Annotated in this window: 11 protein-coding genes and 1 tRNA gene; 3 read left to right on the forward strand and 9 right to left on the reverse strand. The window is 60.3% G+C overall.

The genetic code is table 11. The annotated features are described in order from the left end of the window. Positions 1-11 precede the first annotated feature (11 nt). From Q6D67_RS05145 to rpsU, 9 genes are all read right to left on the reverse strand, one after another. Positions 12-1,946: an AAA family ATPase gene (locus tag Q6D67_RS05145; RefSeq protein ID WP_304704512.1), complete on the reverse strand. Its 1,935-nt coding sequence runs from the start codon at positions 1,944-1,946 to the stop codon at positions 12-14. Next, positions 1,933-2,454, reverse strand: a complete 522-nt coding sequence (locus Q6D67_RS05150) for a hypothetical protein (RefSeq protein ID WP_304704513.1) — start codon at positions 2,452-2,454, stop codon at positions 1,933-1,935. Before Q6D67_RS05150 ends, Q6D67_RS05145 begins: the two co-directional genes overlap by 14 nt. A gap of 622 nt (positions 2,455-3,076) precedes the next feature. Then, a complete protein-coding gene (locus Q6D67_RS05155) occupies positions 3,077-4,309 on the reverse strand; it encodes an integrase arm-type DNA-binding domain-containing protein (RefSeq protein ID WP_304704514.1) in 1,233 nt (410 codons plus the stop codon). 199 nt (positions 4,310-4,508) lie between these two features. Then, positions 4,509-4,582: transfer RNA gene (locus Q6D67_RS05160), tRNA-Ile, on the reverse strand. 122 nt (positions 4,583-4,704) lie between these two features. Further along, positions 4,705-5,250, reverse strand: a complete 546-nt coding sequence (locus tag Q6D67_RS05165) for a hypothetical protein (protein ID WP_304704515.1) — start codon at positions 5,248-5,250, stop codon at positions 4,705-4,707. A 10-nt stretch (positions 5,251-5,260) separates the two neighbouring features. Then, positions 5,261-7,075 (reverse strand): RNA polymerase sigma factor RpoD, encoded by a 1,815-nt coding sequence (gene rpoD / locus Q6D67_RS05170; protein WP_304704516.1) that lies wholly within the window; start codon positions 7,073-7,075, stop codon positions 5,261-5,263. 209 nt (positions 7,076-7,284) lie between these two features. Continuing rightward, on the reverse strand, positions 7,285-9,138 hold the full coding sequence (dnaG, locus tag Q6D67_RS05175) for a DNA primase (protein WP_304704517.1): 1,854 nt from the start codon (positions 9,136-9,138) through the stop codon (positions 7,285-7,287). Positions 9,139-9,215: 77 nt separating this feature from the next. After that, entirely contained in the window at positions 9,216-9,671 is a 456-nt protein-coding gene (locus tag Q6D67_RS05180; protein ID WP_304704518.1) for a GatB/YqeY domain-containing protein, read from the reverse strand. A 54-nt stretch (positions 9,672-9,725) separates the two neighbouring features. After that, positions 9,726-9,941 (reverse strand): 30S ribosomal protein S21, encoded by a 216-nt coding sequence (gene rpsU, locus Q6D67_RS05185; protein ID WP_304704519.1) that lies wholly within the window; start codon positions 9,939-9,941, stop codon positions 9,726-9,728. A gap of 244 nt (positions 9,942-10,185) precedes the next feature. On the opposite strand from rpsU, the gene tsaD reads away from it, so the two are divergent. From tsaD to folK, 3 genes are read left to right on the forward strand one after another with little or no spacing between them, the layout of a single operon-like run. Further along, on the forward strand, positions 10,186-11,229 hold the full coding sequence (tsaD, locus tag Q6D67_RS05190) for a tRNA (adenosine(37)-N6)-threonylcarbamoyltransferase complex transferase subunit TsaD (protein ID WP_304704546.1): 1,044 nt from the start codon (positions 10,186-10,188) through the stop codon (positions 11,227-11,229). A 2-nt stretch (positions 11,230-11,231) separates the two neighbouring features. Further along, a complete protein-coding gene (gene folB / locus Q6D67_RS05195; RefSeq protein WP_304704520.1) occupies positions 11,232-11,591 on the forward strand; it encodes a dihydroneopterin aldolase in 360 nt (119 codons plus the stop codon). Next, a complete protein-coding gene (gene folK / locus Q6D67_RS05200) occupies positions 11,588-12,091 on the forward strand; it encodes a 2-amino-4-hydroxy-6-hydroxymethyldihydropteridine diphosphokinase (RefSeq protein ID WP_304704521.1) in 504 nt (167 codons plus the stop codon). The genes folB and folK overlap by 4 nt, the downstream gene beginning before the upstream one ends. Positions 12,092-12,131: the final 40 nt, after the last annotated feature.

Raw genomic sequence — 12,131 nt, forward strand, 5'->3', positions numbered from 1 at the left:
ATATCGGGAAGTTATTTGACTTCATAACTGTCATCATCCCGGACTAAATGGCCGAGTTTTTCGAGGCGCTGAAGAGCACCTTTGACACGCTCTTTGCTTCTTCGATCAGAGACGTCAGATGGCAGCGCATCGGTCGCAACTGCAAAAGCCTCTTCGACTCCGATTGTCCCGGTACCAGCTGCACTTTCCCGTAGGGCTACCAGAATAGCCCTCTGGTTCTTGCCGGAAGGCTCCTTCAATGCCGGTTGCCTAAATAGGTCGTGGATCACCACACAGGACGTTATCTTATCGCCGTCCCCATCGTGCCCCAGCTGGACTGGTTCCAGGCGGAAGGGGCACGATATACCCCCCTCGCCGTCTTTTGACTTCGTGACCTGCCACTCGCGCCCCGATACGGGGTGTTTTACCTCAATGACCGTGTCCAGCGCGGCATGTAGGCTGCTGTGCCCACGCATCCCCCGGCTCGCTTCCTTGCCGGCGTGGTGTACCAGCAAGACCATGGAATCGGTCTCTCGCTGCAGAAGCTGCGCGTGTGCAAGGATGGTCCCCATATCCTTGGAACAGTTCTCGTCCGCCCCTGGAGCGCTCTGAGCCAGCGTATCAATTACGATAACCCCACCACAAAGCCCGGCGTTTCGTATGTCCTCCGCGAACAACACAACGCTGGCGCTGAGCAACGACAAGTTCTGGGTCACAATCTTGAATGGTTTTGGCAATTTCTGCCCGTGATGCCGCGACCATGCTTGAAGACGTTTACGTATACCCGCGGTACCTTCAAGAGCCACGTAGATCACCGGACAGGGCTTCAGCGCGTGCCCAAACCAGTCGCCGCCCTGCGTTAGGGTAGCTAGCATGTCGAGGACCAGAAACGATTTCCCAGACCCTGAGGGGCCGTAGACAGCTGCTACCCCCTGCCTTGGGAGGAGGCCTTTGATTCTCCACTCAGGAGGTGGCAGGCTCGCGACTTCGCTGGCTGTGTGGAAGATGAAGCGCTCCGGTGCTGGTTCCGAGTTGGGCTTGGTCCGATTCCAGCCGCTTTCTGTAGCATGGTGGAACAGAGTACCAATACTAGTTCCACTCATAGGATCGTAATCGGCGACCACGTTATCTAAGTCGGCACTGGCCTTTCTCGCATTTATCGGGTCGCCCCAATGCGCATCGGACCGCATGCTCCACTCTCTGATAAGCTCCTTGCCCGTACTCCAGTTCAGCGAGATGACCGACCAGACTATATTCCTCCACTTATCACGGTCACAGTCGGACGGTACCGACGACAGCATCTTCCGCACGAGTTCATAGTTCTGGTCCGTCTCTAACAAGTCTTGTACACCTGCTAGATTTCTATTAACCGAGTCCACGCCTCTCCAAGCGCATAGATCAATGACATTTTGATTAGCGATACTGCGCAGACTTCCGATATCTACAGCGGCCCCAGGCACAGAAATGAATACATAGTTTCCAACTTGCTCAACGGGGCACCTTGGACGGTAGAAAAATCTGGATAGGTCGGTTGCATTCATGTCCAACGCATCAGAGATACCTAACCGGGCAGCTACGCTTATCAAGATTTGCTTATGGTCTGCGGGCATGATCGGCTCGCTAACGGCAAGAATTAGCCGATATCTTGGTTTATCGGGCGTGTGACTGTGTGTCGAATGTATTATCGCCCTATATCTTTTGCTTTCGATTCTATGCCGAAGTTCATCAGCCACAACCACTGAGTTCTTATTATCTAAGTCGTAAACGAGAAGTGATACAGAGCCAACTCGTTCATTTTTTCTTGGACCATCATCTATAGCGGCTGCGACAAAGCCGTTTCCCTCCTTAGGCCCGACTTTTGGTTTGCAAAGGTAACCTTCGAGCATCTGCCACGTAATGGACTTAGCTTTAACGGGTTTGGTGAAATCTGATGCTGTTGCGGTGCGGATAATCTCAGAGGTCGTCATCGATGCCCGCCTCCTCCATTAACCACTCCATCATGATCAGAAAGTCTTCAATTAATTCATGTACAGGCCCAACGCCGGCTCTCAGATCAAGTACCGTTGTTTTCCAACTGGACTTAGCATGAAGTCGTGCCGCGTCGGCGCGCGTAATGAAGTGCGGAGTCCATGAACTTAACATGCCTCGAATGATTTTTATCTTCGATGGGCTGACTCCATCCCTTGAGAGAGCTTCTATTGCGCCTACTACATTAAAAGCCAGCTCCCTACATAGTGACTCGGGAAGCTTCTTAACCCATGTGTGTGCTTCATATGGCAGGCAGTGTTGAATATCGGTTTGAATCCTACCTTTGCTTGCCCTGTTTATTCCTATAGCTTTTAGATTTCTTGGGAGGTCTTGAGCGAAGCAATATGCCTCTTTAATTTTGTAGCCGCTACCATCGTAGAAAGCATATTTTCCACGCTCAGCCAATCCATGGTTGTAGCTTTGGTGACACTTGTTTGAAGTTTTCACTGGAGCACCCCCCCATCGCGTAACAATGCTTTGCGGGCTGCTAGGAGGGTTTTAACTAGTGCTCTGATGCCATCGTCATTCATCCCGCCAATTCGGGCGGCGTTCAGTATTTCAACCTCGCGCTCAGGCCACCCGACGGAATGCCCCCCGCTGCTGAGAGGAACAGGAGGTGTGTAGAGACCTTGCTGGATGTCTGAATAGTGGGCGCTACGCGAACGTGCCCGAGCACCAAGTACGGCGGGCAGTTTTAAAATAATGTGATTCATAAAATTCGTCTCCAAAAAGGAACAAAAAATCCCACTATAAAAAGAGTGAGCTTCTTGCTCCCCGGGAGACGAATTCGGGGGCTGAGCTACTGCTCAGTAAGCACTAAACGTGCGCCAAGGGCTGTGCTTACACCCAGTGCCGTTGATCGGCGGCGGCTCTGCAGTCTTCCTGTCCAATACTATAGGAGCCTGCAGAGGGTTGGCAACCACAGATCCGCTTGAATTGTCTCTCGTGTTCTCCATAACTTGTTGCCACAAGAATGGACTTTAGAAACATATAGTTAGCTTTACTTAGGGACTTGAAATTATTTTTTGTAAGTTACTGACAATTTCCCGATCGGCTTCATTTGAAAACGTTACTCGCTTTTAAACGGGCTTCTGATATTGCCCGCATCGCGGGTTTCCAGTCGCAGCACATCCAGATAGTCAGCCCAACCCTGCATCATTTCTGTGCGCCCCTTGAGGTGTGCTGTACGGTTATACGCGCGGCCATTCGCATCTCTTACAGCGTGCGCCAGCTGGTGCTCTATCCAGTCCACCCGATAGGCCAGCACTTCATCCAGCAGGGTACGGGCCATTGCCCGGAATCCGTGCGGGGTCATGGTGTCGTTGTCATACCCCATAGTCCGCAAGGCGGTGCGTACACCATTTTCAGACAGTGGGCGGCTGCCACCCCGGGCGCTGGGAAATACGTAGCGCCCCCGGCCTGTCAATCGGTGCAGCTCCCGAAGCAGCTCCAGCGCCTGCCGGCATAGCGGGACAATGTGCGGTTGCTTCATTTTCATTTTATCGGCGGACAGCTCCCAGCGTTCTGCCTCCCAGTTGATTTCCGCCCACTCCATAGCGCGAATTTCTCCGGGGCGCTGGAACAGCAGGGCGGACAGTTGCAGGGCGGTTTTAACTACGGGGGTGCCTTGGAACCCTTCGATAGCCACCATAAGGCGGCCGACTCCGGCAGGGTCAGTAATAGCGGGGTTGTGCCTAGTGGTGGCGCTTTTCAGTGCGCCTTTCAGGTCGCCGGATGGGTCGCGCTCCGCCCGGCCTGTGGCGACGGCGTACCGGAATACCTGCCCGGCTGTTTGCTTTGCGCGGTGCGCGGTATCAATCGCTCCGCGGGCTTCGATGCGGCGCAGGGCGGCCAGTAGCTCCTGTGAGGATACTGAGGCAATCGGCCGGCCCCCGAGTACCGGGAACAAGTCCTTCTCCAGAGCACGCATGGTGCGCGCCTTGTGGCCCTCAGAGTGGCCCAGCATTTTCGTGTTGAACCACTCGCGGGCTATTGCCTCGAAACTTTCAGCTGCAGCCAGGTGCCGGGTCAGCTTCTCCACCTTCCGCACCTCGCCCGGGTCGATGCCCTTGGCCAGCCGTTCGCGGGCCTCCTGGTGGTGCTTGCGGGCGTCTGCCAGACTAATGTCGGGGTAGGTGCCCAGTGCCAGCAGCTTTTCCTTACCGGCAAAGCGGTACTTATAGCGCCAGCGTTTGCCCCCGGTGCTGGTGACGAGTAGGAACAATCCGGCCCCATCCGACAACTTTCGGTCCTTGGCGCTCGGTTTGGCCTGTTTAACTTCGGTTGCCGTCAGCTTGCCCATGCCGCACTCCTTCTACCCTGGGGTATGCCCATTTGGGGGTATGAGATACGGGGCTGGCAGTTGTACCCCCGGTCATACCCCCGCTTTTGGGGGTATGTTGATGGACGCCCCCGGACCGCAATGGAGTCAGTATAGGGTAAAAACTCAATAAATACAGGGGCGTTCGGACATTGTTGGATGGTGCTGGAGGGGTAAGTAATGGGCCCAGAAGGACTTGAACCTTCGACCTGCCGATTATGAGTCGGATGCTCTAACCAACTGAGCTATGGGCCCGCAACAGGGGATGGGGGATTATAGAGAAGAAGCGGCCGCAGGCACAGCCCCTGGCCCCTGGTTGGGCAGGGGGAGAGGCACAGCCCCCGGAAGTCGGCGCTGAGCCTTTCAGTGCTTCTGTTTCAATCAGCCGCGGGCGGCGCCAGAATCAGCTTGGCATCATACACATTCGGACTCTTGCACCGGGTGACGCCGTCTTGAAGTGCATTTGATTTCGCCATGCCGCCGCCGTTGATGAAGATTTCCCAGGCGCTGGCGAAGACCGGGTAGGAAGGCCAGGCGCCCACCTGATAGTAATCGAACTCGGCGTCGCCAGAACCCAGCCCCGGCACCAGGATCCAGCTGGAACCCTTTGCCCCCATCTCCCGCATCATGGCGGTGACCTTGGCGTGGCTGGCGGCCGCGTCCGCGAAGCTGGCGTCATCCGCCAGCGAGCAGCGGGAGAACCACACCAAACCGTCCTCGGGCGGGCCCTCGGGGGCGCCCACGGTGTATGAGGCCATCAAGGCGTGAGTGCAGTCCAGCGTGTCTGAATATGTCTGCGACACGCTGCCCGAGGCATTGACCCATTTGTCCATGCTGGCGCCAAAATCTTCGGCGGACTGGTAGGCGCCTATCCAGCCAACGTGGAATTCGGACTCTGCCGAGCGAAACTGCGGGGTAATCATCCAGACGCTGTTACTCGTCGAGGAAGCTGCGCAGGTAATCCGAGCGGGTCGGGTGGCGCAGCTTGCGCAGGGCCTTGGCTTCAATCTGGCGGATGCGCTCGCGGGTTACATCGAACTGCTTGCCCACTTCCTCAAGGGTGTGGTCAGTGTTCATGTCGATGCCGAAGCGCATGCGCAGTACCTTGGCCTCGCGGGCGGTGAGGCCCGCCAGTACTTCCGTGGTGGCTTCCTGCAGGCCCTGGCCGGTGGCGGCTTCAATCGGTGAGCTGATGGTAGCGTCCTCGATGAAGTCACCCAGGTGCGAATCTTCGTCGTCACCGATGGGGGTCTCCATGGAGATCGGCTCCTTGGCGATCTTCAGCACCTTGCGCACCTTGTCTTCCGGCATGTCCATGCGCTCACCCAGTTCTTCCGGGGTGGGCTCGCGGCCCATCTCCTGCAGCATCTGCCGCGAGATGCGGTTGAGCTTGTTGATGGTCTCGATCATGTGTACCGGGATGCGGATGGTGCGCGCCTGGTCGGCGATGGAGCGGGTAATGGCCTGCCGGATCCACCAAGTGGCGTAGGTAGAGAACTTGTAGCCGCGGCGATACTCGAACTTGTCCACCGCCTTCATCAGGCCGATGTTGCCCTCCTGGATCAGGTCCAGGAATTGCAGGCCGCGGTTGGTGTACTTCTTGGCGATGGAGATCACCAGGCGCAGGTTGGCCTCGACCATTTCCTTCTTGGCGCGGCGGGCACGGGCCTCGCCCATGGACATGCGGCGGTTGATTTCCTTGATCTCGTTGACCGGCAGGCCGCACTGGTCTTCCACCGCAATGATGCGGCGCTGCAGGCGGGTAATAGTTTCCTTTTGCGCGGTCAGTTTGGCGACGTAATCCTTCTTGCCCTTGGTCTGCCGGGTGATCCACTTGACGTCAGATTCCGAGCCCTGGAATGAAGTGATGAAGTCCTTGCGCGGCATACCACAATCGCGGATCGCGATGGTCATGATCTGGCGCTCCTGGTCGCGCACGGCAGACAGGACCTGGCGGGGCTTCTCCATCAGCGGATCGAAGACGCGCGGCGTCAACTTGAAGAACTTGAACAGTTCCCCCAGCTTTTCCATCTCCTTGATCGCGGCCTTGTCATTGCGACCGCTGGTGGCAATGGCCTTCTCGGTCTTGCTGAACTGGCGTTTGAGGGCGGTGAAGCGCTTCTTGGCTTCCACCGGATCGGGGCCGGATTCAGTTTCCTCATCGGAGTTGTCTGCGTCTGCGGACTCGGCTATTTCCGCGGCGACCTCGGCGGCGGAAGGGACGTGCTCCGCCGGATCCAGGTAGCCGATGAGCACATCGCCCAGACGGCGTTCTTCCTTCACCACCTGTTCATATTCGTCCAGCACTTGCTTCACGGCGCCGGGGTAGTGGGCGAGGGCCGCCATCAACTCGCGGATACCTTCCTCGATACGCTTGGCGATAACGATTTCGCCTTCCCGGGTCAGCAGCTCAACGGTGCCCATTTCGCGCATGTACATGCGCACCGGGTCGGTGGTGCGGCCAGCTTCGGTTTCCACTGCGGCGAGGGCAGCGGCGGCTTCAGCGGCGGCGATATCGTCGGCGGCGCTGTCACCCTCGGTCATCAACAGTTCATCAGCATCCGGGGCGACTTCAAACACCTGGATGCCCATGTCGTTGATCATCTGGATGATGTCTTCGACCTGGTCCGGATCGGAAATGTCCTCCGGCAAGTGATCGTTGACTTCGGAATAGGTCAGGTAACCCTGATCCTTGCCGCGGGCAATGAGATCCTTGAGCCGGGACTGTTGTTGGGCAACATTGGTCATTCAGCAGACACCCTCGAAAAAATGCAAAAAAAATTCAGCCGGAGATTATAACCGGAAAATCAGTGACTTATCCAGTCATATCCCTGTTATGTACGGCTCCTGATCCCGCTGGCGCCTGATTACGGACGACTGTACCCATATATATGGGGCCATGGGGTGCCCGTTACAAGTTGTGCGCCGAGGTGCTTGCGGCGTGGCGGCGGATTCCCTCAGGGCTTGCGCTTGTTGCGGGCCTCATCCATGCTCTGTTTTTGTTTTAACAACTCTCTCAGCTTCTGTTTCTCCGCATCGCTCATGTCAGCGTAGTTGGTGACCTTAAGTTTGTCGACCTGTGCAGACAACTGGCTCCGCTGTGGCAACTGCGCGAGCGCGGCCAGAGTGTCGCTGAACTGTTGTTCGATGCCCTCCCGTGGAATCAGCCGCTCCTGGCCCGCCAGGCGTCCCAGCAACTCGCCTTCAGGGGTGCCATACCAGTGGCCCAGCAGCATGGCCGTGTTGGAGTCCGGGCGTCGCTGCAACAGGGCCAGCAAGTCCCGCAGCAGGGCGACGTCGTCGCCCTCCAGCGTGGCCAGTGGTTCCGGGTCCACCCGGGTGGACATGTCCGGCTGGTGCAGCAGCAGGGCGATGGCGGCCTGAGCCAGGTTGGAAAACCCCGCCCGTGCCCGATCGCTGGCTGCCCGCTGCTTCGGGGTGGGCTGGCCGGAATCGGGCGCCTGTTCCCATTCGGCTGGCGGCTCAGGTGCGGGGGGTGGGGGAGGCGGGGCCTCCAGGTGCATCAGCTCGGCGACAGTCAGCCCCGTGCGCTCGGCGAGGGCGCGGAACATCAGTTGCCGGAACACCCCTTCCGGTAGCTGGCGAATGTAGGGCAGTGCCAGCTTGCTGAGGCGCGCGCGGCCGTCCAGGGTGCTGGTATCCAGGCCGTCGCCTGCCGCGTCGAAGAGGAAGGTTTCCAGTGGCGTGGCGCCGGTGACCAGTTCGCGGAAGCGATCCTCCCCCAGCTTGCGTACCAGCGTATCCGGGTCTTCCCCCTCGTCCAGGAACAGGAAGCGGGCCTGGCGACCGTCTTCCATGCAGGGCAGGGTCGCCTCCAGGGCGCGGACCGCGGCCTTGCGCCCGGCAGCGTCGCCATCGAAGCAGAACACCACTTCCGGAGTCAGCCGGTACAGACGCTCCAGGTGGGTCTGGCTGGTGGCGGTGCCCAAAGTGGCGGTGGCATTGCTGATGCCATGCTGCGCCAGGGCAATGACATCCATGTAGCCTTCCACCACCAGCGCCCGCTCCAGCTTGCGGTTGGCCTGGCGGGCCTGGTACAGACCGTACAGCTCGCGGCCCTTGGAGAATACGGGGGTTTCGGGTGAATTGAGATATTTTGGTTTGTCGTCACCGAGCACCCGGCCGCCGAAGGCGACGACGCGCCCGCGCTGGTCGCGGATGGGGAACACCACCCGGTCACGAAAGCGGTCGTAGGTACGCCCGGCGTCGTTTTGCACCAGCATGCCGGACTCCAAGAGCAGCTTGCGCTGATGCTCGTCCTGACCCAGCGCCTGCAGCAGGTTGTCCCAGCCCGGCGGGGCGAAGCCGAGGTCAAAATCCCTGGCGATTCGCCCGGTCAACCCACGCTGCTTCAGGTAGCTCACCGCGCGGTGAGCCTCCGGGTGCGAGCGCAGCTGCTGTTGGTAGAAGCGCGCAGCCTGCTCCAGCAGGGTATAAAGCGCCTTGTTGCTGTCCTCCCGCTGCGCCTGGGCTGCACCGCCGCGAGTCTCCTCCCGCGGCACTTCCAGACCCAGGCTGCCGGCCAGCGTCGCCACCGCCTGGGGGAAGTCCAGGTTCTCGTAGTCCATGACAAAGCCGAGCGCATTGCCGCCGGCACCGCAGCCAAAACAGTAGTAGAACTGCTTGTCCGGGTTGACGCTGAAGGAGGGGGTTTTCTCCTCGTGGAAGGGGCAGCGGGCGCTGTAGTTCTTGCCGGTTTTCCTGAGTTTTACCCGGCGGTCGATGACTTCGACGATGTCGACCCGGTCGAGCAGGTCGTCGAGGAATTTTTGTGGAATACGTCCAGCCATCAGGGGGTGTCAGCAGTGCTCTTGGGGAGACCGCTTATTGAAGCACGGTGCGGGGGTCTTGTCAGGGCCGGCTGGGGTCAGGCGGTGAGGCGGGCCTTGACCAGCTTGCTGACGGCGCCGATATCGGCCCGGCCCTGCAGTCTGGGCTTGAGTTCGGCCATCACCGCGCCCATTGCCTGCATGCCGGAACCGCCGGCGGCCGCCACGGCGGCGTCGACCATGGCTTCCAGTTCGGCAGCGCTGAGCTGGGCGGGGAGGAACTCCTGGATAACGGTGATTTCCCGCTCTTCCTGGGCTGCGAGTTCGTCGCGGCCGGCAGCGTGGTACTGTTGTGCCGAGTCGCGGCGCTGCTTGATCATCTTGTCGAGCACGACCAGCACGCGGGCGTCATCTAGTTCGATGCGCTCGTCCACTTCGATGCGTTTGATTTCCGACTGGATCAGCCGGATGGTGCCGAGGCGTTCCTTTTCCCGCGCCTTCATTGCCGCTTTCATGGCGGCCTTGATGGTTTCAGTCAGCGGGACATCGCTCATGGTGGGGTACGCCTAGTGGGGACGCCTGGTTGGGAACGCCTGTTCGGGGATTGCCTAGTACAGGCGGACGCGCTTGCGGTTTTCCCGGGACAGTTTCTTCAGGTGGCGCTTGACCGCCGCTGCGGCAGCGCGCTTGCGCGTAGTGGTGGGCTTCTCGTAGTGTTCGCGCTTGCGGACTTCGGCCAGAACGCCGGCTTTTTCGCAGGAGCGCTTGAAGCGGCGCAGGGCGACGTCAAAAGGCTCGTTTTCCTTGATCTTGATATGCGGCATTAATTCTTTACCCGTTTCAGTAAGTAGTGCGCCAGCCGGCCTCTGCGGCGACCAGAGCTTTAAAAGGTCGCGCATTCTATACCCAGTTGATGGTATTTGCAAAGCCCTGTAGGAGCGCAGTGTGGGAGCCCGCTCCGCGGGCGATAAGGGCCATCGCCCGCGGAGCGGGCTCCTACATCCTTGGGGCTGACTCCGGGCGGGTGAAGCGGCTATCATGCGCTCCTTTGCTGTATTGAAGACGACGATGCTGATTCTGGGCCTGGAAACTTCCTGCGATGAGACCGCTGTGGCGCTGTATGACACCGGGCGCGGCCTGCTGGCGCACGCCCTGTTCAGCCAGGTGGATATCCACGTCGAGTACGGCGGCGTGGTGCCCGAGCTGGCGTCCCGCGACCACATTCGCAAGGCCCTGCCGCTGCTGCAGCAGGTGCTCGACGATGCCGGTGTCGCGGCCTCGGCGCTCGATGGCATTGCCTATACCGCCGGCCCCGGCCTGGTCGGAGCCCTGATGGTCGGCGCGACCCTCGCCCAGTCCCTGGCCTGGGCCTGGGGTATTCCGGCTCTGGGCGTACACCATATGGAAGGGCACTTGCTGGCCCCCATGCTGGAGGATGAGCACCCGGAATTTCCCTTTGTTGCCCTGCTGGTGTCCGGTGGCCATACCCAACTGGTGCGGGTGGACGGAATTGGCCAATACCAGCTGCTGGGCGAATCCCTGGACGACGCCGCTGGCGAGGCCTTCGACAAGGCCGCGAAGATGCTCGGGTTGCCCTACCCCGGCGGCCCCCATATCGCGCGGCTGGCGGAGTCCGGCGATCCGGCTCGTTTCGACTTTCCGCGGCCCATGGTGAACCGGCCCGGGCTGGATTTCAGCTTCAGCGGCCTCAAGACCTTCACCCTCAATACTGTCACTGCCTGCCGCGAGGAAACCGGCCTCACCGAGCAGGACAAATGTGACATCGCCCGCGCGTTTGAAGAGGCGGTGGTGGCGACTCTGGTGATCAAGTGCCGTCGCGCGCTGGAGCAGGAGGGCCTGCACACCCTGGTGATGGCGGGCGGCGTCAGTGCCAATCGCAACCTGCGGGCCCGGCTGCAAAGGGAGCTGGGCAAGCTCGGCGCGAAGGTGTTCTACCCGGCGCCAGAGTTCTGCACCGACAACGGCGCCATGATTGCCTATGCGGGTGCCCAGCGCCTGCAGGCTGGGCAGCACGACGGCCCGGAAACGACCGTGCGCCCGCGCTGGCCCATGACTGAACTGCCGCCATTGCGGCTATCCGGGGTGAGCTGACTGTGGATACCGTCTTCATTCGCGAGCTGCGCGCCGATGCGGTCATTGGCGTGTATGACTGGGAGCGGAGCATTCGCCAGACTCTGGTGCTGGACCTGGAAATGGCCTGGGACAACCGCCCCGCGGCGGCGGGCGACACCATCGGCAGGGCTCTGGACTACGCGGCTGTTTCCGGCCGGGTTATTGAGTATATAGAAGGTAGCAGCTACCAGTTGCTGGAAACCCTGGCCGAAAACCTGGCGGCGCTGGTGCTGTCCGAGTTTGGTGTGCCCTGGCTGCGCCTGCGCCTGTGCAAACCCGGTGCGGTGCAGCAGGCGCGGGACGTGGGTGTGCTGATTGAGCGCGGAGCAAGGCCCGCATGACCTGCGTTTACCTTGGTCTGGGCAGCAATATCGAGCGCGAACGCTACCTCGTGGCCGGGCTGGATGCGTTGCAGCTACTGCTCGGCGAGCTGGCACTGTCGCCGGTGTACGACAGCCCCGCCATCGGCTTTGACGGCCAGCCGTTCCTGAACATGGTGGTGGGTGCCAGTACCGGCCTGCCCCTGGCTGAGCTGGCCTCCCGGCTGCGGCACATCGAAACCGAGCACGGCCGTCCCGCCAACGCGACCCGCTTCTCCGCCCGGCAGCTGGACATCGATATTCTCACCTATGGCAACCTGGTCGGCGAGTTTGGCGGGGTGACCTTGCCGCGGGGGGAAATCCTGGAAAATGCCTTTGTGCTGCGGCCGCTGGCGGAGCTGGCACCCCGTGCGCGCCACCCCGTGGACGGACGTAGCTATGCGGAACTCTGGGCGGAGTTTGATCAGCGCAGCCAGGCTTTGCACCGGGTGGACTTTAGCTGGCGGGGGCGCTGGATCTAACGGCTCGGCCAGGAGCGCACTGCCAGGCCGCCGGGACCGC

Origin of the sequence: Haliea sp. E1-2-M8, assembly GCF_030649675.1 — a bacterium.
GTDB lineage: Bacteria > Pseudomonadota > Gammaproteobacteria > Pseudomonadales > Halieaceae > Haliea.